This is a genomic window from Mesorhizobium sp. BAC0120 (assembly GCF_033542235.1).
Taxonomy (GTDB): Bacteria; Pseudomonadota; Alphaproteobacteria; order Rhizobiales; family Rhizobiaceae; genus JAWRCU01.
The window spans coordinates 517,022-541,875 of the sequence record NZ_JAWRCU010000002.1 but is presented as its reverse complement, the minus strand read 5'-3'; the positions used below and the strand labels follow the sequence as shown (position 1 = coordinate 541,875).

Genomic DNA, 24,854 nt, shown 5'->3' with positions numbered 1-24,854 from the left:
CATTATTTGTTGCTGGTCAAGTACGAAAGACTTAACTGGACCATAGCCAGCAACGATCTCGTCGCCTCATGGTTTGAGGGAATCGGCGGCTGCTGATCGGGCAGCTAGGTCCTGGATTTTCTCGCTATAGTCGCCGCCGGTACGGGAAGGACTTTTCCCGCAACGAAGCGAAAGACCGCGCCGCGGCTGGCCAGCCACCGCGCAATCACGATCGAGAAGAATATCCCGACGAGGAAGCCCGTCGCCACATCGGAAGGGTAATGCGCTCCCGCCGCGATGCGGGTGGCGGCGAAGAACAGACCGAGTTCGATCGTGACAAGCCGCCAGCGCGGGTACCAGATCATCACTATACCAACGATCGCGCCGACCGTGGTCGAGTGCCCTGACGGGAAGCTCGCATGGAGATAGCCAAAGGTGAACGGGTCGAAATGGAAGGGGCCGACCTCGTCGATCAGCCGCGGCCGTGCGCGGCCGAAAATCACCTTGACGATATTGACGAAAATCCCGGAGAGCGCGACCGCCGAGAAGACATAGGCTGCCTGACCGAACAGGAATGAGAGGCGCGCCTTGCCGCGCATTCCCTGGCGTGACCAGTCGAGCAGGCCGACTGCCAGAAAGATCAACGCGGCCGGCACCAGAAACCACTGCGATTTGCCGACGTTGGTAATGTAGGCCATGAAGGCGATAATGGCGTCCTGCGAGCCGTGCACGTAACGGATCGCTGCAGCATCGGTCAGGCTCGCGATCAGTGCGAGGCAAAGCCCGACTGCGAGCCAGCGGCTCATCTCGGGAGTCCAGATCGGGTCGACCGAATGAGAGCGGCCGCGCATCAGTCGCTGTCGTGCACCGACCAAGGCGGTCGCGAGACGCCTATGCGGCCGCATCCGGCCCGGCTCCATCTCCACTCTCTTGTCCATCATTCATACGTGGCGACGGCCCTTACGCCAATCAACTGCTTGTACCAATCGACAACCCGCTTCGGGCCGTTGCGCCCGCCATCCCGCATGACTATGCGTATCGCCTTTCTTCGGCAGGCAGGTTCGCATGGCTAAGGACGAAACGGCAAAGCACTCGGGCATCAATACCCGGCTCATTCATTCCGGCAACGATCCACACGGCTATTTCGGCTTTGTCAATCCGCCTGTCGTGCATGCCTCGACCGTGCTCTTTTCCGAAGCGCGCCTCATGGCCAGCCGACGCGAGGGGAGCCAGAAATATACCTACGGAATGCGCACCCCTACGACCGACGCGCTCACTTCGGCGATCAACGAGCTGGAAGGCTCGGCCGGCACCATCATCGTGCCGTCGGGGCTCGCCGCCGTCGCCGTGCCGCTGCTGGCCTTCCTTTCGGCTGGCGACCATGCGCTGATCGTCGATTCCCTCTACAACCCCACCCGCAGGTTCTGCGACACCATGCTCAAGCGGTTCGGCGTCGAAATCGAATATTACGACCCGGAGATCGGCGCCGGCATAGCGGCTTCAATGAAGCCGAACACCAAGGTCGTCTTCACCGAATCGCCCGGCTCCAACACCTTCGAGATACAGGACATCCCGGCAATTGCCGAGGTCGCGCATGCCGCCGGTGCAATCGTCATGATGGATAACACCTGGGCTACGCCGCTTTATTTCAAGGCGCTGCACTATGGCGTCGACGTCACCATTCATGCCGCAACCAAATATCCCGCCGGACATTCCGACGTGCTGCTCGGCACCGTATCCGCCAATGCGGCCCATTGGCCGCAACTCATGAGCTCCTCGGAGGCGCTCGGCATGTGCGCAGGCCCGGACGACGTCTACCAGGTGCTGCGCGGGCTGCGCACAATGGGCGTGAGGCTTGAGCATCACCAGAAAAATGCCCTGGAGATCGCGCGCTGGCTGGAGGGCAAGCACGGCGTCGCCCGTGTGCTGCACCCGGCGCTCCCGAGCCATCCCGGCCACGCCATCTGGAAGCGCGACTTCTGCGGTTCCTCCGGGCTTTTCTCGATCGTGCTTTCCGGCGGCGGGGAGCAGGAACAGCTGGCGTTTCTAGATGCGCTGAAGGTCTTCGGGCTCGGCTATTCCTGGGGTGGTTACGAGAGCCTCGCTGTTCCCGTCTTCATCGGCGACCGCGTGATCGCCAAGGGCCCTTACGAAGGCCCGCTGATCCGATTGCAGATCGGCTTGGAGGACGTCGAAGACCTCAAGGCCGACCTCGAGCGAGGCTTGGCAGCGGTCGCCGCACTCTCCTGACTGCGCACACAAAAGATTACCCTCCCTCACCCGCTGCCATCTCATGCGAAATGGGGAGGATCGATCAGCCTTTCGTGCAAACAAAATCCCGAAGTGATGACCAAATGGTGGAGGTATCCGCAATAGATACCCCAGACCCATGCGATTCTTTGACTCCGTGCAACTCTTGATACCGAGCCGGTCCGCCCTAAAACGTACCGAGTGAGTGCATTAATACATTTATCATTTGGTTCTTGTGCAACAAGGGGTCTTTCAAGCGAAAGTTGCGCCTGTAAGAGAGCTTACAGCACCGTGAATACAAGGTAATTGTTCTTTAGCGCAGGGGTATGCGTCATGAACTTCAAGGGTCTGATCAGGCGTGAAGACAGCGTAGACGAAAAAATCGACCTGGCTTTCGAGGAGCTACAGATCGAAATGGGCGAAGCCTTCGACGAGAACCTCGGCCTGGAGGGCCCGGAGCCGGCGAACGACGACACAGCCAACGATGACGTGGCCGATGCGGTGGAAGCGCCGGAAAACTCCGCCGCCAATGAAAACGAAATGCAGCCGCAAGAGGATCTTGCCGACGCGAGCCTGCCTGAACCTGTCGAGGAGGCCGCGGACAACGCGCGCCGGCTGACCTCGCATACGCAGAGCCGGCTGGCGGCGCTGAGCTCCTTCGACCAGCTCTATCATGAGGCGCACGAGCACCTGCAGGAGATCGGCACGAAGCTGGCCGAGGTGACGATCTCGCACAATCTGACGCGGGAATTCTTCAATATTCTCCATGCCGACATCCACCGGGCAAACGAGCTGGAGCTGGCGAATGCCAGCTTGATCAGTGAGCAGCGGAAGCTCGCGGAGCAGCTCTACGACGCAGAACGCAAAGAGCAGGAGCGCGAAAACGCGATCGAAACCTTGAGGCAGCGTGAGACGGCCCTGCTCCAGGACAAGGAGGCGCTGCGCGAGATGGTCGCCGCCGCCAAGCTGGAACTGGTCGAGGCGAACAATGCGATCGCCCGCAGCGAGGCCGAGCTCGGCGACCTCGTGAAGATGCTTTCAGCGCGTGCGCTCGAAGCCGAAAGGCGCGCGCGCGAGAACGACCTCCTGCGCGAGAAGCAGGTGAGCCTGTCGATCGATCTCGACAAAACGATGAAGCGGGAAGCCGAGGCAAGGCGCAAGCTGGACGAGATATCTACAATCCATGCCAGCGAGGCCGCCCGCCATGCGGAAATGATCGCGACGCTCGCCAAGAGCGAGAAAGAGGTGCTCAGACTTCAGAAGGCGCTCGAGGCCGCACAGGTGAGGCAAGCCGAAATGGCGGAGACCGCCCGCAGCACGGAAGCGGACAGGGAAGCCGAGGTCGAGCGTAATCTCGCCGAGATGCGAGGCCTGCGATCGGAGATCCAGAACCTCCAACACCGGCTGGAGACAGCCGCAGGCGAGCAGAACGAGGCCGCGAGCGAGAATGCCAGGCTCAAGACCCAGCTCAGCGACGCGCTGGCGGAGAAACATGTTGCCGACCAAAGGCTCGCCGCGCTCATGCAGGAAACCGAGAACGACAAGATGAACCTCTCGGCGGCAAGCGCGAACATCTCCCAGCTGTCGCTGCAGCATGCCTCCGAGCAGATCCAGCTCGATATCCATAGGCAGGAATGCGAGGACCTGCGCGCCGAGATCGCAGCCCTCAACACCCGGATCAAGGAGCTTCTGCCCTACGAGCGGCTTTACAGGGTCATGAAATCCAAGGAGCAAGAACAAGACGGCACGGCGGAGGCCGCCAGCGTGAGCACGGATACCTCGCGCCGCAAATCACCCTCGCGCCGGATCAGGCCGCAAAGCCGCGCCGTCTCAGCGGCAATTGCCGGTAAATGAGCGACGGCCGCTAAGGCCGGAAGGTCGGCGGCGCGGGATAGCGGATCGTTTGATTTTTCCCGTTTGCCCTGCCCGTGATTGCCGGAAATGATCTGCGGAACGGCAACCGATCTATAGGTGCAGCGAGTTGTTCTATGTTAGCCGCGCCGGCCGATGCGCCAATAGCGGCCAGGCAATCAGCCGCGGATCGGAGGAGAGTTTCGCCATGGCCGCAAAAACCACTTCTACCACACGCGGCAACCTCATCCTCGCTGCCGGCGCGATTGTGGCACTCGGTGCTATGGTGGCCGGCTGCCAAACCAACTACGCCTTGATGTACGATCAGGAGGCGCATGCGCAACGGGTCGCGGCATGGTGCCGTGCCTATTCAGGAGTCACGCCGGCGTCGCCGCTAGGACAGGATTGCATCAGGCGGGCCTGGGTCGGAGTGCCACCTGGCAAGTGTGTCTACGGCTGCATCGACCAATTCACGGCGTTCTACCCGAAAGCCTACCATCGTGTGCACCATCCCGCCAAGCGAGGGCCGATCTATAAATGAACTCCTTTGGTAGAATTCCCGCACGCAGCACGGGATAGGCCCTGTGCAATTGGCGCAGATTGTCCCGGCCCTGTTCGGGTCTGCGGTTGAAACCAGCGCTGAAAGGCCCGCGGCAGTCGACATTGCCGCTGCCACGACCCAACACGACGCGGCCGCGTGGCGTGCGCTGGCAATTAAAGTAACCTGGCGCTGGGAATCGCAGATCTAGGCCGCGTTCGCAACCGGCGAGCGGCTCCGTCGCGACCTCGGCACTTGACATCCTGCAGCCAGAAGGAGCGATCAGACGGTACGGCAACTGCCGGCTGCCGCAAGGCGGTGCGTGTGGACGGGCCGCACGCCGCGTCAGGGTTCACTTTCGAACCCGGGAAGCTGGCGAGCGGCCTTCGAGAAAAAGGCGTTACTCGATGACGCGGGCTTCCCCGACGTCAGCGGCAGAAGGATCGAGGCCGTAGGCCTTGAGCGCCTCCGCGATGGCACCGTCCTTGCGGTAAGCTTCCAGCGACGCGTCGACGGCCTTCACGAAATCCTCGTTGCTCTTGTCCAGGAGGAAGGCGGTCTGCGACGGATTCATGGTCGCATCGATGCGCGGATCCTGCTTGAGGACGCGCACCTTGTAGTCCTGCCCTTCGTTCTGGACGACCGCAGAGCCGAAGCCGTCGAGCGCCGCCTCGATACGGCCGGCGTGGAGGTCCTGAGCGAGATTTAGCGAGGACGGGTAGGTCTTGGAGCCGTCGTAAAGCTTCTCCATGTCCTGAACCCAAAGGTAACCTTCCACGGTGCCTAGTTTCTTGCCGAGCAGGCCATCCACCGTGTCGACGCCGTCGGCCGAGGTGACAGACAGTTGGTCGAGATAGACCGGCGTGGACAGGGCAACGACCTTCTCGCGCGCGGCGGTACGGTAGAAACCGCCAAGCCCGATGTCCGCACGCCGGGACTGAACCGCGGAAACAGCGCCCGGATATGTGAAGATCTCATAAGTGATCTCCAGGCAGTTTTCCTTGGCGAAGCGCTTCACGAGTTCGCCGTCGATACCGGCAATACCGCCATCCTTCTCCAGCGAGTAAGGGGCAGTGTTGGTGAGCGCGACAGTGAGCTTGCCCGCCGTGACGGTCTCAAACTTATGCTGCGGCGTGCAGTCCTGTGCGGAAGCTGCGCAGATGCCGAGGCCCGTTGCGATCGTCGCAGCGACGGTAAACTTGACCCATTCTTTCACTATGCTCTCCTCTGAATTTCAATGGGTGGTTTGCCGGTCAGCCGAGATGGCTGCCCAGCCTACGTTCGGTGTACGAGACCAGCCATCCGAAGGGGACAGTGATGGCGAGATAGAACAAGCCCGCCAGGATCAGCACATCGAGGTAGAGGTAGGTGGCCGCGCCTACGCGATAGGCGCGAGCCAGAAGCTCGGGAATGGCGATGGTGTAAGTGAGAGCCGTCGCCTGGAAGATGATGATGGCGAAGCCCATCAGCGCGGGCACCGCGAAAAGGATCCCCTGCGGGATGACCACGAAGCGCAGAACATCCTGATGGGTCATGCCGAGCGCCCAGCCCGCCTCGATCTCGCGATGCGGAACCGCATTCAGGCCGGCGCGGAGAATCTCGCTCGTGTAGGCGCCGGTGGTCAGTGCCAGAGCGATCGCTCCGGAGGTGAAGGCGCTGACTGTCAGGCCGGAAGCGGGCAGCCCGTAATACACCATCTGCAGCACGACCAGCGCCGGCGCGCCACGCCCGATCTCGACCAGCGCCACTGCAATGTGACGGACAAGCCGGTTCTTGCTGGAGGAAATGAGCGCCAGAATCAGGCCGATAGGCATTCCGAACAGCAGGGCCAGCCCGGCCAATTGGACGCTGACGAGCAGTCCCTTGAATAGCTGGGGTGACCATTCCAGCCAGTTGATTAGCATCTCGGTCATTTCGCCTGCCCCCGGGCGCGCAATCGCTCGTCCATCACACGCGCCATCACGGCGACCGGGATCGAGAGCAGGATGTAAAGAAGGGCCGCAAGGATGAACGGTGTAAAATTGCCGCTCCCGCCCTGGGCTTGTTGCGACGCATACATCATGACGTCCCTGACGCCGATCGTGGATGCCACGGTCGTGTCCTTGAGCAGGCCGACGAGAAATGTCGCCATGGGCGGGAGGCAAACTCGGAGGACCTGCGGCGCGAGCACGTAGCGGAGAGCGTCGATGCGTGTCATGCCGAGGGCCATCGACGCTTCCTGCTGTCCGCTCGAAAGCGCCAGGAAGCCGCCTCTGTAGATTTCGGCGAGATAGGCCGTCGAAACCAGTCCCATGCCCAGGATCGCGGCCTGCAGCGAGCTCAGCACGATCACGCCGTTGCCCAGACCGAAGAAGATGATGAACAGCCAGACGATCGGCGGGATGCCACGGACAACGTCGATGTAGATGCGCGCCGGAATCCGCAGCAGATGCGAGCGGGAACGCCGCATGAGACTCAGCGGCACGGCGGCGGCGGCTCCGATCGCAAAGGCGCCGAGCGTCACCATCAGCGTGGCCGGGATGCCTTTGAGCAATGAAACCAGCAGGTCGATCATTTGCGGTCCACGACGGCGCGGAAGAACTGCTGCGTGCGGGGCGAGGCAGGATTGAGGATCACGGAGTCAGGCGGACCCTGCTCGATGATCTCACCATTGGCCATGACGATCACGCGGTCGGCGACGTCGGCGGCAAAGGCGATCTCGTGCGTGACGATGATCATCGTCATGCCTTCCTCGGCAAGCTCGCGCATCACGGCTAGCACCTCGAGCCCGAGTTCCGGGTCCAAGGCGCTCGTGGGTTCGTCGAAGAGCATCACCTTGGGATCGAGTGCCAGGGCGCGAGCGATCGCGATGCGCTGCTGCTGCCCGCCGGAAAGGCGAGCCGGATAGGAATGCGCCTTGTCCGAGAGATGCACGCGCTCGAGCAGCTGGGCAGTGCGCGCGTCCGCCTGTTCTTTTGTGCGTCCCAAAACCCGCATCTGCGGCAGAGAGATGTTGCGCTGCACGGTCATATGCGGGAACAGGTTGAAGGACTGGAAGACCATTCCGGTCGAGCGCCGGAGCTTCAGAAGTTCTCCGGCTGCGAGGCTGCGGCCGACGGCGAAGCTGAAAGCGCCGACCTCCAGCGTGCCGGATGACGGCTGTTCGAGCATGTTGATCGCACGCAGCAGTGTGCTTTTGCCAGCACCGCTGGGGCCGACGATCGCAACCACTTCGCCGCGCCTGATGTCGAGCGAGACGTTCTTCACGGCATGATGGCCGCCATATGTCACGTGGATGTCCTTGATGCGGACGATGTTCTCTGCCTCGGGCATGGTTTCACTGTCCCTGCACTAGCGGGTTGTCTCGGGTGTCCCGCTGGTCACGCCGCCGCATGCGCGGCGGGGATGTTTCTTTCCGGGGTCGGAGCGAGTTGCCGGGCTTCCGGCATCAATGTCGGGGCACCCTGGAGCACCCAGTCCGATACGGTCAGGCCGATCACCGGCGAGAGCTGGATCCCATAGCCGCCCGCGCCGGCGGCCGTGATCACGCGCGGCTCGGACGGATCGATTGGTCCGACATGGGGGCGGTGGTCGGCGGTCACGGGATAGAGGCCCGCCCAACCACGGCCAAGCCTGGCACCCGGCAAATCGGGCACGCGCTTCAGCAGCATCTCTGCCAGCCAGACCTTGGACTCTTCCTCGCACTGCTCGTTGTAGTTGTCGGGATCCTCGGGTTGCGGAGAAGCAACCTTGTGGATCTCCGCGATGAGCTCACGCGCCTTCTCATGTCGGAAGTTGAGCCCGGTGCCCTGACCGTTCACCAGGTCCATGACCATCGGCATCGTATAGGGCAGCGGCTCGTCCAGATGGATCGCCAGCGCCTCATGGCGCTCCGGAAGGATGTGCAGCGTCTGCCCGAACATCTCGGCCACGCGCGGCGCCCAGGCGCCGGCCGCATTCACGACGAAGTCGCATTCGATCGGCCCCTTGCTGGTCTCCAGCCGGTAGCCACCGGCTGTCCGCGCGACGCCGAGCAGCTTACGGAACTGGAAAACCTCCGAGCCGAGCTTCTTTACCTCTTGGGCCAGCAGCGTGCACATCTCGTGTGGATCTAGGAAGCCGTCGTCCGGACCAAAGATGCCGCCTTCGAGTTCATCCGAGCTCATGTGCGGCACGAGCTGCTGAAGCTCGTTTGCCTGGTAGACCCGGGACCTGAAGCCTGCTTCGCGCTGGATCTCCGCCGAGCGTGCGAACAGTTCCATCTGCTCTGCGGTCCGTGCGAGGCGCAGATAGCCTATATGGTTGAAGCCGAGCCCGAGGCGCTCCTCCCACTGACGGACGCGCCGCACCGAATGCATGCGCAGCTGGATTTCAAACGGGTCCGTCAGCTGCGTACCGACGACCCCGACCGATCGGCCGCTGGAGCCAGACGCAACGGATTGCGCGTCGATCACGCTGACACGAGCACCCTGCTCGGCGAGTGCGTGCGCGGAACACATCCCGAGCGTGCCTGCTCCGATGACGACGACGTGAGGAGAAGCTGTCATTTGACTTCCGTATGTTGCTTCATTGCCCATCGCGGAATGCTCCGGCGATGGATGCGCTGTCATTGCTGCGCCGCGACTTCCGCCAGCGCTCCGTCGATTGCCGCGAGGATCTCGCGCGCATCTTCGTGCGTCATGGAGGTGGACAGCGCGAAAAGTCCGTAGCTTGCCGAGAGCACGCCGCGGTCGATAAGGCTCTTGTGGAAGAGGTCGAGCTTCCTGCGCTCGGACGCACCCGGATAAACCGATCGGTAGTCGCTGATCGGCAGCGCCGTGAAATGTACCTTGAAGAGCGAGCCGAGCCCGACGCATTGTCCGTCGAGGCCATGGCGAGCGAGCGAGGCCGTGATGCCCTCGCGCAGCAGGGCTCCGATCGCGTCAAGATGCGCGAAGCTGGCCGGCGTCAAGGCGCGCATGGCCGCAAGGCCGGCTCGCATCGTCACCGGGTTCGCGGTGAAGGTGCCGCCATGCGGCAGCGCAGGCTTTCCGCGCGTCGGATCGAACACCGCCATCACATCGGCCCTGCCCCCGACCGCGCCAACCGGAAAACCGCCGCCGATGATCTTGCCCAGCGCCGTCAGGTCTGGCGTGATGCCCCACAGGCCCTGCGCGCCCGAATAGCCGAGACGGAAGGAGATGACCTCGTCGAAGATCACGAGCGAGCCGGCGGCATGGGCTATCTTGACCATCGCATCGAGGTAATCCTTCCGTGCGGGAACAAGCCCGGCACGGTTCGGCATCGGGTCGATCAGAATGCCCGCTATCGTGTCGCCATACGCGCCGAAGACAGCCTGCAGGGCAGCGATATCGTTGAAGGGCACGGCAATGACGTCGTCGAGAACGCCGCGCGGCGTGCCTTTCGCGTAGGGCGTCGAAGCTGGCATGTCGCCCCAATTGGCGGGCGAACTGTCAAGGCTGACCTCCGCGAAATCGTACGAGCCATGATAGGCGCCTTCGATCTTTACGATCTTCGACCGTTCGGTGAACGCCCTAGCCGCCTTGATCGCCATCATCACGCCTTCCGTGCCGGAGTTGGCGAACCGGATCTGCTCGACCGACGGAAGGCGCTCGCACAACAGTTCGGCGAGATCGAGCTCACTCTCGGTGGGCGCTCCGAAAGCCGAACCGTGGGGCATCTGGTCCACCACCGCCGCCGTGACATCGGGGTGGCCGTAGCCGTGGATCATCGCCGTGAAATTGTTGATGCAGTCGTAGTAGACGTTGCCATCGACATCCCACACACGGCAGCCCTCGCCGCGCTGGGCGTAGATCGGGAACGGGTCGATGAAGACCGTCGTCCGGGTGTTTCCGCCCGGCATGACCTTTCGGGCCCGCTCGAACAGCGCGCGGGACTTCGGCATTGAATCTGGATAGTGACGCATGATCTCACAATCGATTGAGGAATACAGGCTTGGACGGGCCGCGACGGAAGTCGCGACCATCTCCGGATCACTTGGTCATTATCGTGTGGCTCTGCTCGCGCAGGTACTGTGGCAGGAACCAGGAGCCGAGACCGCCCTTGCCGCTGACGCCTGTGCCCTTCCACCCGCAGAATGGCTGCGCGCCCGGCCATGCGCCTGTCGTCGCCCCGCTTGCTCTATTGGCATAGAGGACGCCTGCCTCGGCGTTATCGAGGAAGTACTGCAATTCGCTCTCGTCGTTGGTGAAGATGCCGGCCGACAGGCCATAGGCAATGTCGTTGCCTTCCGCGATCGCCGACTCGAGATTGTCGTACCCGCGGATCACGACGAAAGGCATGAAGAGTTCGTCGCGGGTAAGGCGACCGGGCGCGTCGAGCTCGACGACAGTCGGCAGAACGTAATTATCCGCGAACCCCTGCCCGAGAGCGCGTCCGCCGAAATGGATCTTGCCCTTGCCCTCGACTTCTGAAATCGCGTCCTTGAAGCGAGCGACCGTCGCGTCACCATAGACCGGGCCCATGAAGGTCTCGGCCCTGCGCGGATCGCCCACGACCAGCTTGCCCGTAAATGCCACCAGCTTCTCGATGAATTCAGCTTTCACCTTCTCGTCTACATAGACGACGGAGCATGCCGAGCACTTCTGTCCCTGCAGGCCGAAGGCCGAGCGCGCCACGCCCTGCGCCGCACGGTCGAGATCCGCCTTGCTCGTCACGTAGGCCGGGTTCTTTCCACCCATTTCGGCGATGACCGGCTTCATGTGCGGCAGCGTCGCCATGTGCCGGAATATGCTCATGCCCGTCTCGTGCGAACCCGTGAAGGCAACGCCGTCGATCCCGTCATGGGTTGCCAGCAGGCGACCGACCCCGCCGTCACCAAGAACGATGTTGAAGACACCTTCAGGAAGGCCTGCCTTCCGGAGAGTTTCGGCGATCAGCAGTCCGGTGAGCGCGCAGCCCGGCGACGGCTTGTAGACCACCGCATTGCCCGTCAGCAGCGCACCGGAGACCATGCCGATCGACAGAGCCAGCGGGAAATTGAAGGGAGCGATGACCGCGAACAGCCCGTAGGGCTTCATGAAGCTTGTGGCGGTCTCGTTCTCGACCAGTTCGTTCATCGGCCGTATGTAGCCGTTGTTCGTCCTCAATTCGGATGCATAGTATTCGACCATGTCGAGGCATTCGTCGGCTTCACCGAGGGCCTCGATGCGCGACTTCCCGATCTCGTAAAGGGCGGCCAGACCCAGGTCGTATTTCCGCTCCGCCAACGCCTCACGCCAGCGTGCAGCGAATGCAAGGCGCTCCTCCAGCGTCGAGCGGTTCCATCGCTTTGCAGCGGTCCGGCCAGCCTTGATGGCGGAATCGATGTCGGACGCAGTCGAGACCGGGAACTTGCCGAGGGAAATGCTGCTGTCGATCGGGCTGCGGATTTCCACACGCGCGCCGTTTGCGAAGGGCGTCGACCACTCGAGACCCAGGCTGCTCTTCTCGAAGGCAGGGATCAGCGCGTCGATGTGAGCGTGCACCGGAGAGAAGTCCACTCCGATGTTCGAATAAGTCACACGTGGGAGTTCAGCCATCTTTAACCCTCCGAAAAACGGTACTGGTTCCGATAATCAGTATCCTGCTTGCGAGTCAATCCAGAATTCCGTAAATCGAGACTAATGCCACATTTCGGAATGAACACGTGGGTGAAGCCCCGCATGTCTGCGTCGAGCCGGTTGCTCGCAGCAGAACAGCTGGCCGAAGGAACGGCGGGATAACGGGAGGCCGACCTTGCCCCTGGTATTTGTTTTGAACGATAACGTTTTCAGCAGTCGCAATTGTCAGGCGGATGGGTGCCCGTGAACAGGAAGTCGAAGAAGCCGAGCACCAAGGACAGTCCGCTCGAGCGCTACATCTCGATCATGGAAACGGTGGCGCCGTTCGAGGACGGCCTGACGGCGACAGAACTGGAAACGACGCTGGGATTGCCCAAGACCACGATCAACAGGCTGCTGCATGCCCTGATCGAAAGCGGAATGATCAACGCAGACAGCGGTCGCAACCGGTCATACCGCCTTGGCGACCGCCTGCTTCAGCTGCTTCAGATGTCCCCGGACAGCGGCTGGCTCGCAACGCTCGCCCAGCGACCGCTCCAGGATCTGGCGGATCGGACCGGGCAGTCCGCCTTCCTCTCGAAGTTCGATGGCGTCGAAGTGCGCTCCGTCACGTGCGTCGCGCCCGACAGCCCGATACGGACCTATGTCATGCCGGGAATGACGATGCCTGTGAACGCCACCGCCTCGGCCAAGGCGATACTTGCATTTCATCCGCCGGAGACTGTGAAAAAGATATTGGCGACGGAGCTGCGCAGCTACACCGACAGGACAAAGACCAAGCTCTCGGAGCTGATCAGGGAACTCGCCGAGGTGCGCCAGCGTGGTTACGCCACCGACCTGGCGGAGCATGTTCCGGGTCTCGGCTCGGTCGCTTTCCCGATCAATCCGACCAGCGGCGAGGTTGTATATGCGGTGGGACTGACCGGCCCCTACGGGCAGATCATCGACCAGAACTTCGATCAGCATTGCGAGGCGCTCGCAGAGGCTGCCCGGCGGATGGCAAAGCTGGCCCAGATGGGCTCGACCAAAGAATCCGCTGCCGCCGCCAAGGGCTCCGCAAGCGATTCGCGACAGGCGGGCGCCTGAACGCCTGGTCTTAGCCCATTCGGCTCCGGAACCGCGCCAAGCAGGTCGGCGAATCATTCGAACTGCTTGTCTCGTTGTCAGGACCTTCTCGCGGCGGATCATCCTTGGAAAGGATCTGCGATCAAGCGCGGGATCGGCTCGTCTGCGTGCCCTGCATCCTGGCGAGAGCAGGTCACATCAGAGACATCGCTGGGCGAGTCAGCTACCCTCAGCCGAAAAAACAATGGTCGGAGTGGCAGGATTCGAACCTGCGACCCCCTGATCCCAAATCAGGTGCGCTACCAGGCTGCGCTACACTCCGACGAAGCGCGACACCTAGTTTCTCAAAGCCTTGAAGGCAAGTGCGAAAAATAGCCAGGACCGAAACGTCGCAGAATCAGTGTCTCCCCTGCCTCGCGCGTGGCATCGTGAAATTTGATGTCGGTTCATCGACGATACCGGGTTGAAGCGAGGCTCTGGCTCTCAGCTGGTTTTCGTTCTTACCGCCCATCAAGCCGTCTGCTGAACTGCGGAAGGCAACACCGGCGGGGTCACTCTCGCAGCTAGCGGCTGGAGGGGACGAGGCTGCCATTGATCTAGATCAACACCATTGCGGCTGGACACTGTCATCGATGGCCAAGCTCAATGGGGTTCATCATGTCCACCGATACTGTGCTCGTCGTCGCTGCCGTCCTGGTTGTCTTTGGCATCTTCGTGGCAACACTCGCCTACGCCGACGCAAGTTCGCGCTTCCGCTAGCTCGGGCGCCTTAGTCTCCGCCTCGATAATAGCGCGGCGAGTTGGCCGCTCGACCTTTTGCGAAGCCGGTCGCAAGAGGCGCGCTCAACAGCGCGCCTCTTGCATACCGGGGCAGTGCCGCCGGCGCCAATGGCCCGTCTGCAGCCCTCAGGTGGCGGCAAGTAGACATCGCCGTTGCGCGAGGCCCCTGCCCTGACCTATTTGAGCACCCTTTCGCCACAAGACATTTTTGATTAAACGGTGCGCAACGAAGCGCAGACCCGAGGTTCCGAGCATGTCCGCACGCATTTTCAGCCCAGCCAGGACCGCCATGCAGTCCGGCACGGCCAAGACCGGCAATTGGGTCCTCGAATTCGAGCCCGAGCAGCGGCGCAAGATCGATCCACTGATGGGCTACACTTCTTCGGGCGACATGAAGAGCCAGATCAGGCTGGTGTTCGAGACGCGCGAGGAAGCGATCGCCTATGCTGAAAAGAACGGCATTGCCTACCGCGTCGAAATGCCGAAGGAACCCAAGCGCAGGCAGATTTCCTACGCGGAGAATTTCCGCTATGACCGCAAAACGCCTTGGACGCATTAGGGCTGTAAAGATTCCCTAGGCGCGGTGAACCACGGTCCCGTAGCTCAGCTGGATAGAGCACCGGCCTTCTAAGCCGATGGTCGCAGGTTCGAATCCTGCCGGGATCGCCACTTTTCAATTTATTTGACGAGGCATGATCCTCTTCACCTACGACCTCGCCTGCATCGCCTGACGACCGAGGGACACGTTCGAGAATGCAAGTCGTCGGGACGGCAGGCTTGCTCCAAGTCCCGGCACGGCAATCGGCCTGCGGATCTGCAGGAACAAGGCTCTACGCGTCCTTGGGCAGCACCGACCGAACTCTGGCAACGAAGATATGGTAATCCTGCATGAAGGTGCGCAGGAACTCGGCGGTGCTTGCGTCGGTGACTTCGCCATCGTCCGTGATCAGCCCCGGAGTGAACTGGATGTAGGCTTCGGGCGCGTTCATCTGGGGCGAATTGCAGAAACTCAACACGCTGCGCAAATTCTGCTGGGCAATTGCGGTGCCGATCGCGCCGGGCGATGTCCCGATGACCGCCGAGGGCTTGCGCGCGAAGGAATTGGTGCCGTAGGGCCGGCTCGCCCAATCGATCGCGTTCTTCAGGGCACCTGGTATGGATCGGTTGTATTCGGGCGTGATGAACAACACGGCATCGACGGCCGCGATGGCGGCCTTGAATGCCTTGGCAACCGGGGGATAGTCGGGGTCATAGTCGTAGCTGTAGAGCGGCAGATCCCTGAAGGAAATCTCCGACATTTCTAGTTCGGCAGGTGCCAGCTTTACCAGGGCCTTGGCGAGCTTGCGGTTGATGGAGGCCGTGGCGAGGCTGCCGATCAGATAGCCAACTTTGTGCGTGGTCATGAGGTTCTCCTGTTCCGTCGGACGTTGTCCGATCGGGCACGACCCGGCATCCCTCGACATCGTTTCTCGGTGTTTCGCCTCTCGAAACCGAATGTCAGCCGAATTGTGCCGCTGCAGCATTGGCAGCAAACTTCACGATACGTTGATCGGAAGGAAACCGTCTTACCGTCGCTGCGGATGCTCCTAGGTAACATCCCAGTCGTTCCAGGCTGCGGAGGGTCGAGCACGAAGGAGCCCGCCATGGTTGGGAACGCTCACGCCGACGGCGCTTCCGTTGTCCTGACGGGCATGACCAAGCTGCTGCCCGACATCGAAGCGCTTTACAAGGATATCCACGCCCACCCTGAATTGTCGATGCAGGAGACCCGCACGGCGGGGATTGCCGCCGACAGGCTCCGGAAAGCGGGCTACGAAGTCACAACCGGCGTTGGAAAGACGGGCGTGGTCGGACTGATCCAGAACGGCGCGGGGCCGACGGTCATGCTGCGCGCCGACATGGATGCCCTGCCGATCGCTGAAAATACCGGCCTTGCCTATGCGAGCAAGGTGACGGCGACGGACGCCGAGGGGAAGGTCGTCCCGGTGGGGCACATGTGCGGCCATGACATGCACGTAGCGTGGCTCGTCGCGGCTACGACCCTGCTGTCGCAGGCGCGCAATGCCTGGAAGGGTACCCTGATGGCGGTCTTCCAGCCGGGTGAGGAAACGGCCCAAGGGGCCCAGGCCATGATCGATGACGGCCTGCTCCAACGCTTCCCCATGCCGGACGTGGTGCTTGGACAGCACGTCATGGTCGGTCCCGCGGGCACCGTCGCCGGAAGCGCCGGACCAATCACTTCTGCGGCGGACAGCCTCCAGATCCGTCTGTTCGGGCGCGGCGCGCATGGGTCGATGCCGCAGGCCAGTATCGATCCCGTGGTGATGGCGGCATCGGTCGTCCTGCGGCTCCAGACCATTATCTCCCGCGAAGTTGCGGCTACGGATGCCGCGGTGCTCACGGTCGGCGTGCTGCAGGCCGGCACCAAGGAGAACGTCATCCCCGACGACGCCGTCATCAAGCTCAATGTGCGGACTTTCGACCCGGGCGTGCGCAAGCATGTGCTCGACGCCATCGAGAGAATCGTCAATGCCGAGGCCGAGGCCTCGGGCGCTCCCCGCAAGCCAGAGATCACGCCGCTCGACCGCTATCCCTTGAACGTGAACGACGAGACGGCGAGCAACCGTATCGCGGAGGCATTTCGCGGCTACTTTTCGGCCGACCGCGTGAAGCACACCGGCCCCGCGCCGGCGAGCGAAGACTTCGGCTGCTTCGGCACAGCCTGGCAGGTGCCATCTGTGTTCTGGTTCGTGGGCGGCAATGATCCCGAGACTTATGCAAAAGCCAAAGCGGCCGGCAAGCTGAACGAATTGCCGGTCAATCACAGCCCGCAATTCGCGCCCATTCTGCATCCCACTTTGGAGACAGGCGTCGAGACGCTCGTCGTCGGCGCCCTGGCATGGCTGGGCACAAGCTGACCTAGTCTGCCTGGACTGTCCGAAAATGCGGAAGCTCGACACCAGCGCATCGAATTTTCAGGGCGAGCGGCCCCGTCACTGGAGAAGATCGAAGGATCCGTGCCGGTAGACCTGACCACCCTTCATCACAAAATCCACTTTCGCGGTGACGGCGATATCCTCGAACGGGTCTCCCGGCATTGCGACAATGTCGGCCAGCTTGCCCGGCGCCAGCATGCCGATATCATCGCGTTGCAACAACTCGGCCGCCACGGCGGTGCCTGCCTTCAACGCCCGCGCCGGGCTGAGGCCAGCCGCAGTCATCGCCTGAAACTCGAGAATTCCATCGCTGAAGGGAAACATGCCGCAATCCGTTCCATACGCAATCTTCGCATTGCTTCGTGCCATGCGCCTCTGCGCATCCTCGATCGCGGCAACGTCACGGCGGAATTTCCAGACCGCATGTTGGGGAAGCTTTCCTGCCAGCAGGAGCGCCTTGTCCTCGCGGGTCATTTGCATGGTGGGAACGAGAAACGCGTCTGCCTTCTCCGCCATCGCAATGCCTTCGTCATCGATCAGGTAGCAATGCTCCAGGCTGCGCGCGCCGGCACGCAGCGCCTGTTTGCATCCTTCCGCGGCGCCGGTATGCACCGCCAAAGGGAGGCCCAGCTGTTGTGACGTCTCTCCGAGAGCCAGCATCTCGTCTTCGAACCATGTCACTCTCGCCGGATCATCACCGGCGCTCATATAGCCGCCGGTGTTCAGCGTTTTGATCCAATCGCCGCCGAACGCGTGCTCCATCCGTACCAGCTCGCGAATTTTGGCCGGCGAATCCGCGACCCTGGACAATCCCATATGGCAGCGGCAGGGGAACATGCCCTGCATATCGCCGTGCCCTGCGGTTGCGCTGATCATATGGGCCGCAACGATCAGGCGCGGCCCACGCGCCAGACCGTGGTCGATGGCGTCGCGCAAATTAAGGGTCGGCCATTCCGGGTCGAGCGCGCCCATGTCCCGAAGAGTAGTGAAGCCGAAGCGCATGTACTGCTGGGCGTAATGGAGTCCTGCGAGTGCTTTGACAGGGGAACACTGAAGTGTCTGCCGGGCCAGATTCAGTCCGTCCACGCAAAGGTGAACATGGGTGTCGATGAAACCTGGAGACACCGTGCGGTCGCTCAGATCAAGGACCTTCGCATCGCCTGGCCGGCCGACCGAGCCGGAAACTTCGGTTATGGTGCCATCTTCGACCAAAACTTCCATCGGACCGAGCGATGCGTCGCTGACACCGTCGAACAGGTTTCCGCAGATAATGACGGTCTTGGGCATGGGAGCCTCCTAACCTAGCTCGCCGCCGCCCCCCTTCTGGTTCGTGCGTCTCGCCCGCCACGATGCCCGGCGGGCATCAGCCGCGGCCGATTGCGCAAGCGAAGCACGACGCACCTCCCGCAAGCCCCTATGGACTGAGAAACTCGCTGATTTTGCTTACGGCAGGAACTGTGCTGTCGAGGCCGACAATCAAGACACATCTGCTTGAAACTCGATCCGGGCAAAGCGCTTGTGCAGGCCTCTGTCCGGGGATCGAGGCCGGTTGCATTTCGCGCCTGTAAGGCAGGCGTACGTGAACCGAGGTCGAGGCAACGACCGGCACCGGCTATGCTGCCAGCTAGTCCTTGCACCCAACCGTCCAGCATCAACGCCGACCGGGCCAGCCTTCGCTGCTACGTGATAACTCGCAGCCGAATTATGTGGGCTTCGGGCGCTGTCTCTGGTGCGCAACAGGGTTCGGTTATAAGGGGGTATGCGGAATTGCAAATCCGTTCCTGACGGCGGCGGTCCAAAGCGAGAACAGGATTGAAAGTTCTCAACGAAAACGCAACAGGATCAATGGCAGTGGCCGTCCTGCCGGGATCGCCTGTCGCTCGCAAAAAATGCCGAGGCAGGAACGCTCGAGCCGGTGGGTGACCGGGGGAGAGAGATGGAAGTCGCGCATATCATTGTCGGGCAGCTTGCCGACCCTTTTCGGATGGGGCTCCTAATTGCGCTGCTTTTCATGGCAGCCAGGCCATCCGGCGGCGGCCATCACCGGTGGCTGCCGATCGCGCTTGGCCTCGTCTTTGTCGCGGTGCTTATCCCGACCGCCATGGCCTCTAACGCTGCCGACCCGGTCTCCGCACAGATCGGAGTCGGGCTCCTCTCCAACGGCATAATCGTCGGGATCATGCTCTTTGCCGAGGCCGTTTTCGAGCGGCTTCGTAGGTAGGGGCGGCGTCCGGCCCTGCACTGCCGGCTACAGGTCCAACTCCCCCTGCCCCTCATCCAGCGAACTCACCACTTCGGCGGCAAGCGCTCGCGTGATGCGCGTCTTCTCTTCCAAGGCAGCCTTGTCGAGCCGTTCGACGACGCTGATCGCAGTGGCGAGCGAGCGCTCGATGCGGCGCACGAGGAATTGCACGACATGCGGATCGACCTCGACCTGACGGTCGGCGAACAGCTTGGCGATCACACCTGCGAGAACGACATCGTCGGGTTCGCGGATCTCGACGGTTGCCGCCGCCTTCAGCCGCGATGAGAGATCCGGCAGACCAACGCCCCAGGCCTGAGGGAATCGCCGCGCGGTGAGCAGCATGTGCGTGCCTGCCGAACGGACGGCGTTGATGGCATGGAACAGGCCGGTCTCGTCTAGCCCGCCGGCGTCCGCATCGTCGATGAAGAGCGTCCTTCCCTTGCTGGCAGACTCCACCGCATCGCCTATCGTCCGACGATCGAGCACGAGTGCGCCCGACATCTCCCGCCAGATCGCGCCGAGATGCGATTTCCCCGAGCCCGTCGGTCCGGCAAGCACCACCACGGGCGAGGGCCAATCGGGCCAGCGATCGATGAGCGCGACGGCCGCCTTGTTGGCCTCCGACACGACAAGGTGATCGCGGGAACGGCCTTCGCGATGGACAAGATCGAGCGGAAGCTGGCGCGGCCTATTTTCTGGTGGCATTGGTCTTTACAGTCCGCCTCTGCGGCCTTTCGGCAGCCACTGGCAGTTCCTCGGGCTCACCAGTGTAGAGCGGCGATTCCAGATAGCGGCTGAGCGCAAAGCGCACCAGCACTGCGATCGCCGCGGCAGATGGGACTGCAACCAGCAGGCCGACGAAGCCGAACAGCGCGCCGAAGGCGAATAGCGCGAACATCAGCCAGACAGGATGCAGCCCCACGCTCTTTCCGACCAGGCGCGGCTGCAGGATGTTGCCTTCGATGAACTGGCCGATGAGGAAGACCAGCAGAACCGCGCCGATCATCCAGTAGTCCGGCCAGAACTGTACGATCGCCACCCCGATCGACAGGACCAGCCCGACCAGGGAGCCAATGTAGGGGATGAAGCTGATCAGGCCGGCGAAAAGGCCGATCAATATGCCGAAATTCAGACCGACGAGCGTGAGCCCGGCTGCGTACATGATGCCAAGCACCAGACAGAGGGTACCCTGCCCACGTACGAAACCGGCTGTCGCCGTGTTGATGTCGGTCGCGATCGCCCGCACCGTCGCCACATGCTCGCGCGGCACCCAGCTGTCGACCTTGGCGACCATGCGGTCCCAGTCGAGCAGCATGTAGAAGGCGACGACCGGCGTCACGACGAAGAGGCTCGCGATATTGAAGAGGGCGAGACCTGAGCTCCAGATGGACTCGGCAATAGTGGTCGCGAAGCTGAAGCCCTGGCTGATGAGCGAGCTCAGCCCGGTGCGCAGCGCGCCGAGGTTCACGCCGAAGGTCTGTTCCAGCCAGCGCGGATCGAAGCTGGTGATCACCTCCTGCAGCCTGGAGAGATACTGCGGCAGTCGGCCGATGAAGTCAGAAAGCTGAGAAGCCAGGATCGGAACGATGATGATCAGCGCGATTGCGAGGACAACGATGAAAGCGACCAGAATCAGGATCGCCGCCATGAAGCGCGACAGCCCGAACTGCTGCAGGCGATCGGCTACGGGATCGAGGAAATAGGCGAGCGCCATGCCTGCGACGAACGGCAGCAGGATGCCGCTGAAGATATAGAGGAATAGCGCAAGGACGATGGCTGTGACCGTCCAAAAACGAATCTGTCCGCGAAGCCGCGCCGTCAGCGCAGCATTCGCAGTTGCATCATCCGCTTCGGGCCGCGCCTTCGCCATTACCGGTCATATGTCTCAGCCAGGGCACGAGATAGGCTCCGGCGGAAGCAGCGGTCAAGACCCCGCACAGCAAGATCAGGACCTCGCGGACCAGCCCCAGGTTGACGCCCAAGGCGAGCTCTCCCAGCACGATCGCAGCAAGCACGATCTGCACGGCCGTGTTCGCCTTGGAGACGAAGAGCGGCTTCACGGCAACGGGCTTGGCCATGATGGTGGAGAGCAGCACGGCGCAGACGATCAGCGCATCGCGCGTCACCGCGGCCACCACGAGCCAGAGCGGCAATTCGCCCATGAAGCCCAGCACCACGAAGACGCTGACAAGCAGCACCTTGTCGGCCATCGGGTCGAGATAGGCGCCGAGCTCGGAGCGCTGGTTGAACTGGCGGGCGATGAAGCCGTCAACGCCGTCCGAGATACCGGCAGTGAGGAAACCCGCAAACGCCCAGTCCACGCGCCCGGAAAGAAGCGCCCATACGACGCCCGGCACTAGCAGAAAACGCAGGATCGTGATCAGATTGGCAGCGGTCAATCGGCGTTTCCAGGTCGGGCGTTACTCTGTGGACGTTTCTTCCCGCTAAATGGGCTGGCCGGCGCTCTTTGGCAACATACCAGCGCGAACGCGCGGACTGTCCACCGTTCAATGCTGGCCACCGCCGACAGTTTACATTGCCGCAAAAGCGGCATCCCTTCCACCCAAGTCGCGCCGCCTGCAAAAAGTAAACCGTCCCCGGGAGCCGCCGTCTTGCCGCACCTTCCGGTTCATGCAAAGAGCCTAGGCAACAGGCGCGGCCAGACGGAAGAGCCATGGGCGGAAAAAAGAAGAAGCGCGAGAGCAAGAACGGGCTCACCTATGCCGAGGCCGGCGTCGACATCGATGCTGGCAATGCTCTGGTCGACAAGATCAAGCCGCTGGTGCGTCAGACCCGTCGGCCGGGCGCCGACAGCGAGATCGGCGGCTTTGGCGGACTGTTCGACCTCAAGGCTGCCGGCTTTGCCGACCCGGTGCTGGTTGCCGCCAATGATGGAGTCGGAACCAAGCTCAGGGTCGCCATCGAATCGGGCAGGCACGACACGGTCGGCGTCGACCTCGTCGCCATGTGCGTCAACGACCTCGTCGTGCAAGGCGCCGAGCCGCTCTTCTTTCTAGACTATTTCGCGACCGGCAAGCTGGACCCCGACCAGGGCGCCGCGATCGTTTCCGGCATCGTCAAGGGATGCAAGCTGGCCGGATGCGCGCTGATCGGCGGCGAGACGGCGGAAATGCCGGGAATGTATCGCGACGGCGACTACGACCTCGCAGGCTTCGCGGTCGGCGCTGCCGAACGCGGGCAGTTGCTGCCGACCGATGACGTCGTCGAAGGCGACGTGCTGCTCGGCCTTGCCTCGTCCGGCGTTCACTCGAACGGTTTCTCGCTGGTCCGCAAGATCGTTCAGCTGTCCGGGCTGAAATGGAGCGATCCTGCGCCCTTCGCCGACGACGCGACGCTTGCCGAGGCGCTGCTCGAGCCGACGCGAATCTATGTGAAATCGATCCTCAAGGCGATCCGCGGCACGCATGGCGTGAAGGCTTTGGCCCACATCACCGGCGGTGGCTTCCCCGACAATATCCCGCGCGTCATCCCCAAGGATTTCGCGGCCGAACTCGACCTTTCCTCGATCGACGTCCCGCCCGTCTTCTCATGGCTTGCAGCAACGGGCGGCGTGCGGGAGGAGGAGATGATGCGCACTTTCAACTGCGGCGTCGGCATGGTGGCGGTTGTTTCGGGCGGCCAGGCGGCGCAGGTCGCCGCCATCCTTCAGGAGGCGGGCGAGACGGTGACGCCCATCGGCCGTATCGTGCCGCGCCGCGACGCCGGCGTCATCTATCGCGGGACCATCGCGCTATGAGCATGGCAAAGAAGACCGTCATCCTGATCTCAGGCCGCGGCTCGAACATGGCTGCGCTGATCGAGGCCGCGGCCGAGCCCGCCTTTCCGGCCGAGATCGCCGGCGTGATCTCCGATCAACCCGACGCGCCGGGCCTGATCATCGCGAACCAGCGCAAGATCCCCGCGCGCATCATCCCGCGCGCCGATTTTGCAAGCAAGGAAGCGCATGATGCTGCCATCGACGCCGCCATCCAGGCGCTCGGTGCCGAGATCGTCGCGCTTGCCGGCTATATGCGGCTGCTGACGCCCGGCTTCGTCAACACATGGCAGGGCCGGATGATCAACATCCACCCTGCCCTGCTCCCTGCCTTCACCGGGCTCGACACGCACCGCCGCGTGATCGAGGCGGGTGTGCGGCTCTCCGGCTGCACGGTGCATTTCGTGACGCCGGAGGTCGATTCCGGGCCGATCATCGCGCAGGCTGCCGTGCCGGTCCTGTCGTCGGACACGGAAGGCTCGCTGGCAGCCCGCGTGCTCAAGGCAGAGCACCAGCTCTATCCGCTCGCATTGCGGCTCGTCGCGGATGGCCGCGTACGCATGGAAGGCAGCCGCGCTGTCTTCGACCTTGGGGAAGGCTTCGAGCGCAGTTCGGCCCCGCTCATCGCTCCGGAGATCAGCCCCGCAGTGCCCAATCTCGAAGACCTGGCGCGGTTCACGCCATAGCTGCCGCACCCTGGTCGATCACGCCAGCGAATTCCGGGCATCGACGGTTCTTAGTCAGAATCCAAGGTCGTTCCGTTCGCCGGACCACCGCTCATCTTGGACGTGGCATTTCACTGTCGCCTCGACCTGCGCGACGGATTGCATGCCAACAATATGGGATGCAACGGCAATCAGAAGCCAAGTACCATCCCTTCGTATTCCAGCTGAAGCCGGCTGCGTCGTAGTCCTGATCACGATGCACTCGGAGGAGATGCAGCAATGAACCATACCATTCGCAAATGGACAATCGGCATTGGCCTGGCCTTTCTTTTGACCGACATGACGTCGACAACCGTCCCGGAATTGTCGGTTGTCGCCGACGCTCAGGCAGTCGTCGGCAGGCCGGCAACTCCCGGCAGTGCCGCGGGGGTCGCACGGCGCACAACGCGGCGGGTCATTCGGCGATCCACGACATATGTGAACGCATTACCGAAGGGCTGCGTCAGAACGAGCGTCAATGGAGTGACCGTGTGGCGCTGCGGCCCGACATACTACCAGCCCTATCAGGGGCGCTATGTAGTGGTGTACATCAATTGACCATCAGCCACCTGCCATCCTGACGGGGTCCAAGCGTCACGGGTGGATCGGTGGTAGAAAGAACCCGTGGAGAAATGTCCGTGGGCAAACGATGAAAAACCTGCTCCTCCTCCGCCATGGCAAATCGAGCTGGGACGATACCTCGCTTGCGGACTTCGACAGGCCGCTCGCGCCGCGCGGGGTAAAGGCAGCCAAGCGCGTGGGCCGAGAGCTCGCTGCCCGTGACTGGCTGCCGGAGCAAGCCCTGGTCTCGCCGGCGGCACGCTCGCGCGAGACCTGGGAGCTGGTCGCGGCGGAACTGCCGGATGCGCCCTCCGCCGATTTTCCGAGAAAGCTTTATGACGCGTCGTCCGAAGACCTGCTTGCCCAGATAAGGCGAGTGCCCGGAAAAGTGGAAACGCTCCTCCTGCTCGGCCACAATCCGGCTCTCGAGGAGCTCGCCCGGCAGCTTGCCAGCGACAATTCAGACGATAGCGCCCTCGCCCGGCTTCGCGAGAAGTTTCCGACCGCTGCGCTGGCGCGCTTCAAATTCGAGGCCAATTGGAAGGAACTCGGCCCGGGAGCCGCTCGCCTCACGCATTGCCTGCGCGCCAGGGATTTGGGGTAGCTTCCCGTCCCCCAGCACTTACCCG

The 24,854-nt window shown here is 62.5% G+C and carries 24 protein-coding genes and 2 tRNA genes; 12 read left to right on the top strand and 14 right to left on the bottom strand.

Annotation, left to right across the window (positions count from 1 at the left end; translation table 11 throughout):
- Positions 1-104 precede the first annotated feature (104 nt).
- Entirely contained in the window at positions 105-920 is an 816-nt protein-coding gene (locus SAZ10_RS06075; protein WP_318608287.1) for a phosphatase PAP2 family protein, read from the bottom strand.
- Positions 921-1,044: 124 nt separating this feature from the next.
- Here SAZ10_RS06075 and SAZ10_RS06070 point away from each other — a divergent pair, with 124 nt between their 5' ends.
- The 3 genes from SAZ10_RS06070 to SAZ10_RS06060 all read left to right on the top strand — a co-directional run bounded on the left by SAZ10_RS06070 (position 1,045) and on the right by SAZ10_RS06060 (position 4,621).
- Positions 1,045-2,229 carry a cystathionine beta-lyase gene (locus SAZ10_RS06070; RefSeq protein WP_318608286.1) on the top strand — a complete coding sequence of 395 codons (1,185 nt, stop codon included), beginning with the start codon at positions 1,045-1,047 and terminating at the stop codon, positions 2,227-2,229.
- 333 nt (positions 2,230-2,562) lie between these two features.
- A complete protein-coding gene (locus SAZ10_RS06065; RefSeq protein WP_318608285.1) occupies positions 2,563-4,083 on the top strand; it encodes a hypothetical protein in 1,521 nt (506 codons plus the stop codon).
- Positions 4,084-4,288: 205 nt separating this feature from the next.
- Positions 4,289-4,621 (top strand): hypothetical protein, encoded by a 333-nt coding sequence (locus SAZ10_RS06060; protein ID WP_318608284.1) that lies wholly within the window; start codon positions 4,289-4,291, stop codon positions 4,619-4,621.
- A gap of 397 nt (positions 4,622-5,018) precedes the next feature.
- Here SAZ10_RS06060 and SAZ10_RS06055 read toward each other — a convergent pair whose 3' ends face one another.
- The 7 genes from SAZ10_RS06055 to SAZ10_RS06025 all read right to left on the bottom strand — a co-directional run bounded on the left by SAZ10_RS06055 (position 5,019) and on the right by SAZ10_RS06025 (position 12,138).
- Positions 5,019-5,834, bottom strand: coding sequence for a substrate-binding periplasmic protein (locus SAZ10_RS06055; protein WP_318608283.1), 816 nt, complete (start codon positions 5,832-5,834; stop codon positions 5,019-5,021).
- 37 nt (positions 5,835-5,871) lie between these two features.
- Positions 5,872-6,531, bottom strand: a complete 660-nt coding sequence (locus tag SAZ10_RS06050) for an amino acid ABC transporter permease (protein WP_318608282.1) — start codon at positions 6,529-6,531, stop codon at positions 5,872-5,874.
- On the bottom strand, positions 6,528-7,172 hold the full coding sequence (locus tag SAZ10_RS06045; RefSeq protein WP_318608281.1) for an amino acid ABC transporter permease: 645 nt from the start codon (positions 7,170-7,172) through the stop codon (positions 6,528-6,530). The genes SAZ10_RS06050 and SAZ10_RS06045 overlap by 4 nt, the downstream gene beginning before the upstream one ends.
- On the bottom strand, positions 7,169-7,930 hold the full coding sequence (locus SAZ10_RS06040; protein WP_318608280.1) for an amino acid ABC transporter ATP-binding protein: 762 nt from the start codon (positions 7,928-7,930) through the stop codon (positions 7,169-7,171). Before SAZ10_RS06040 ends, SAZ10_RS06045 begins: the two co-directional genes overlap by 4 nt.
- Positions 7,931-7,977: 47 nt before the next feature.
- Positions 7,978-9,144: an FAD-binding oxidoreductase gene (locus SAZ10_RS06035; protein WP_318608279.1), complete on the bottom strand. Its 1,167-nt coding sequence runs from the start codon at positions 9,142-9,144 to the stop codon at positions 7,978-7,980.
- A 59-nt stretch (positions 9,145-9,203) separates the two neighbouring features.
- Complete coding sequence (locus SAZ10_RS06030; protein ID WP_318608278.1) at positions 9,204-10,502, bottom strand: aspartate aminotransferase family protein; 1,299 nt, start codon at positions 10,500-10,502, stop codon at positions 9,204-9,206.
- A gap of 88 nt (positions 10,503-10,590) precedes the next feature.
- Positions 10,591-12,138 (bottom strand): aldehyde dehydrogenase family protein, encoded by a 1,548-nt coding sequence (locus SAZ10_RS06025; RefSeq protein WP_318608277.1) that lies wholly within the window; start codon positions 12,136-12,138, stop codon positions 10,591-10,593.
- 264 nt (positions 12,139-12,402) lie between these two features.
- On the opposite strand from SAZ10_RS06025, the gene SAZ10_RS06020 reads away from it, so the two are divergent.
- A complete protein-coding gene (locus SAZ10_RS06020) occupies positions 12,403-13,245 on the top strand; it encodes an IclR family transcriptional regulator (protein ID WP_318608276.1) in 843 nt (280 codons plus the stop codon).
- A 224-nt stretch (positions 13,246-13,469) separates the two neighbouring features.
- Here SAZ10_RS06020 and SAZ10_RS06015 read toward each other — a convergent pair.
- Positions 13,470-13,546: transfer RNA gene (locus SAZ10_RS06015), tRNA-Pro, on the bottom strand.
- Between the two features lie 711 nt (positions 13,547-14,257).
- On the opposite strand from SAZ10_RS06015, the gene SAZ10_RS06010 reads away from it, so the two are divergent.
- Complete coding sequence (locus SAZ10_RS06010) at positions 14,258-14,563, top strand: ETC complex I subunit (RefSeq protein WP_318608275.1); 306 nt, start codon at positions 14,258-14,260, stop codon at positions 14,561-14,563.
- Between the two features lie 33 nt (positions 14,564-14,596).
- A tRNA-Arg gene (locus SAZ10_RS06005) sits at positions 14,597-14,673 on the top strand.
- A gap of 161 nt (positions 14,674-14,834) precedes the next feature.
- Here SAZ10_RS06005 and SAZ10_RS06000 read toward each other — a convergent pair.
- Positions 14,835-15,407, bottom strand: coding sequence for an NADPH-dependent FMN reductase (locus tag SAZ10_RS06000; protein ID WP_318608274.1), 573 nt, complete (start codon positions 15,405-15,407; stop codon positions 14,835-14,837).
- A 240-nt stretch (positions 15,408-15,647) separates the two neighbouring features.
- On the opposite strand from SAZ10_RS06000, the gene SAZ10_RS05995 reads away from it, so the two are divergent.
- On the top strand, positions 15,648-16,922 hold the full coding sequence (locus SAZ10_RS05995; protein WP_318608273.1) for a M20 family metallopeptidase: 1,275 nt from the start codon (positions 15,648-15,650) through the stop codon (positions 16,920-16,922).
- A gap of 75 nt (positions 16,923-16,997) precedes the next feature.
- On the opposite strand, the gene SAZ10_RS05990 is transcribed toward SAZ10_RS05995, so the two are convergent.
- The gene (locus tag SAZ10_RS05990) at positions 16,998-18,227 is read right to left on the bottom strand and encodes an amidohydrolase family protein (RefSeq protein WP_318608272.1); all 1,230 of its coding nucleotides are present in this window, start codon (positions 18,225-18,227) and stop codon (positions 16,998-17,000) included.
- 649 nt (positions 18,228-18,876) lie between these two features.
- On the opposite strand from SAZ10_RS05990, the gene SAZ10_RS05985 reads away from it, so the two are divergent.
- Entirely contained in the window at positions 18,877-19,161 is a 285-nt protein-coding gene (locus SAZ10_RS05985) for a hypothetical protein (RefSeq protein WP_318608271.1), read from the top strand.
- A 27-nt stretch (positions 19,162-19,188) separates the two neighbouring features.
- Here the strand turns inward: SAZ10_RS05985 and hdaA are convergent, their stop codons facing one another.
- The 3 genes from hdaA to SAZ10_RS05970 are packed head-to-tail and all read right to left on the bottom strand — an operon-like array spanning position 19,189 to position 21,584.
- Entirely contained in the window at positions 19,189-19,890 is a 702-nt protein-coding gene (gene hdaA, locus SAZ10_RS05980; RefSeq protein ID WP_318608270.1) for a DnaA regulatory inactivator HdaA, read from the bottom strand.
- On the bottom strand, positions 19,874-21,055 hold the full coding sequence (locus SAZ10_RS05975) for an AI-2E family transporter (RefSeq protein ID WP_318608269.1): 1,182 nt from the start codon (positions 21,053-21,055) through the stop codon (positions 19,874-19,876). The genes hdaA and SAZ10_RS05975 overlap by 17 nt, the downstream gene beginning before the upstream one ends.
- The gene (locus SAZ10_RS05970) at positions 21,027-21,584 is read right to left on the bottom strand and encodes a CDP-alcohol phosphatidyltransferase family protein (protein WP_318608268.1); all 558 of its coding nucleotides are present in this window, start codon (positions 21,582-21,584) and stop codon (positions 21,027-21,029) included. The genes SAZ10_RS05975 and SAZ10_RS05970 overlap by 29 nt, the downstream gene beginning before the upstream one ends.
- A gap of 275 nt (positions 21,585-21,859) precedes the next feature.
- Between SAZ10_RS05970 and purM the strand changes: the two genes are divergently transcribed.
- From purM to SAZ10_RS05950, 4 genes are all read left to right on the top strand, one after another.
- Positions 21,860-22,942 carry a phosphoribosylformylglycinamidine cyclo-ligase gene (gene purM, locus SAZ10_RS05965; RefSeq protein ID WP_318608267.1) on the top strand — a complete coding sequence of 361 codons (1,083 nt, stop codon included), beginning with the start codon at positions 21,860-21,862 and terminating at the stop codon, positions 22,940-22,942.
- A complete protein-coding gene (purN, locus tag SAZ10_RS05960) occupies positions 22,939-23,646 on the top strand; it encodes a phosphoribosylglycinamide formyltransferase (RefSeq protein ID WP_318608266.1) in 708 nt (235 codons plus the stop codon). The genes purM and purN overlap by 4 nt, the downstream gene beginning before the upstream one ends.
- 318 nt (positions 23,647-23,964) lie before the next feature.
- Positions 23,965-24,222, top strand: a complete 258-nt coding sequence (locus tag SAZ10_RS05955) for a hypothetical protein (RefSeq protein ID WP_318608472.1) — start codon at positions 23,965-23,967, stop codon at positions 24,220-24,222.
- Positions 24,223-24,313: 91 nt separating this feature from the next.
- Positions 24,314-24,829: a histidine phosphatase family protein gene (locus tag SAZ10_RS05950; protein ID WP_318608265.1), complete on the top strand. Its 516-nt coding sequence runs from the start codon at positions 24,314-24,316 to the stop codon at positions 24,827-24,829.
- Positions 24,830-24,854 lie beyond the last annotated feature (25 nt).

Bases quoted from the DNA above. Each gene is read 5' to 3' on its own strand.
- purN (WP_318608266.1), top strand. From the start codon at position 22,939: ATGAGCATGGCAAAGAAGACCGTCATCCTGATCTCAGGCCGCGGCTCG.
- SAZ10_RS06000 (WP_318608274.1), bottom strand. From the start codon at position 15,407: ATGACCACGCACAAAGTTGGCTATCTGATCGGCAGCCTCGCCACGGCC.
- SAZ10_RS05990 (WP_318608272.1), bottom strand. From the start codon at position 18,227: ATGCCCAAGACCGTCATTATCTGCGGAAACCTGTTCGACGGTGTCAGC.
- SAZ10_RS06075 (WP_318608287.1), bottom strand. From the start codon at position 920: ATGATGGACAAGAGAGTGGAGATGGAGCCGGGCCGGATGCGGCCGCAT.
- SAZ10_RS06060 (WP_318608284.1), top strand. From the start codon at position 4,289: ATGGCCGCAAAAACCACTTCTACCACACGCGGCAACCTCATCCTCGCT.
- hdaA (WP_318608270.1), bottom strand. From the start codon at position 19,890: ATGCCACCAGAAAATAGGCCGCGCCAGCTTCCGCTCGATCTTGTCCAT.
- SAZ10_RS06045 (WP_318608281.1), bottom strand. From the start codon at position 7,172: ATGATCGACCTGCTGGTTTCATTGCTCAAAGGCATCCCGGCCACGCTG.
- SAZ10_RS06065 (WP_318608285.1), top strand. From the start codon at position 2,563: ATGAACTTCAAGGGTCTGATCAGGCGTGAAGACAGCGTAGACGAAAAA.
- SAZ10_RS05950 (WP_318608265.1), top strand. From the start codon at position 24,314: ATGAAAAACCTGCTCCTCCTCCGCCATGGCAAATCGAGCTGGGACGAT.
- SAZ10_RS05995 (WP_318608273.1), top strand. From the start codon at position 15,648: ATGGTTGGGAACGCTCACGCCGACGGCGCTTCCGTTGTCCTGACGGGC.
- SAZ10_RS06035 (WP_318608279.1), bottom strand. From the start codon at position 9,144: ATGACAGCTTCTCCTCACGTCGTCGTCATCGGAGCAGGCACGCTCGGG.
- SAZ10_RS06010 (WP_318608275.1), top strand. From the start codon at position 14,258: ATGTCCGCACGCATTTTCAGCCCAGCCAGGACCGCCATGCAGTCCGGC.
- SAZ10_RS06040 (WP_318608280.1), bottom strand. From the start codon at position 7,930: ATGCCCGAGGCAGAGAACATCGTCCGCATCAAGGACATCCACGTGACA.
- SAZ10_RS05985 (WP_318608271.1), top strand. From the start codon at position 18,877: ATGGAAGTCGCGCATATCATTGTCGGGCAGCTTGCCGACCCTTTTCGG.
- SAZ10_RS06070 (WP_318608286.1), top strand. From the start codon at position 1,045: ATGGCTAAGGACGAAACGGCAAAGCACTCGGGCATCAATACCCGGCTC.
- SAZ10_RS05955 (WP_318608472.1), top strand. From the start codon at position 23,965: ATGACGTCGACAACCGTCCCGGAATTGTCGGTTGTCGCCGACGCTCAG.
- SAZ10_RS05975 (WP_318608269.1), bottom strand. From the start codon at position 21,055: ATGGCGAAGGCGCGGCCCGAAGCGGATGATGCAACTGCGAATGCTGCG.
- SAZ10_RS06050 (WP_318608282.1), bottom strand. From the start codon at position 6,531: ATGACCGAGATGCTAATCAACTGGCTGGAATGGTCACCCCAGCTATTC.
- SAZ10_RS06025 (WP_318608277.1), bottom strand. From the start codon at position 12,138: ATGGCTGAACTCCCACGTGTGACTTATTCGAACATCGGAGTGGACTTC.
- SAZ10_RS06030 (WP_318608278.1), bottom strand. From the start codon at position 10,502: ATGCCGAAGTCCCGCGCGCTGTTCGAGCGGGCCCGAAAGGTCATGCCG.
- purM (WP_318608267.1), top strand. From the start codon at position 21,860: ATGGGCGGAAAAAAGAAGAAGCGCGAGAGCAAGAACGGGCTCACCTAT.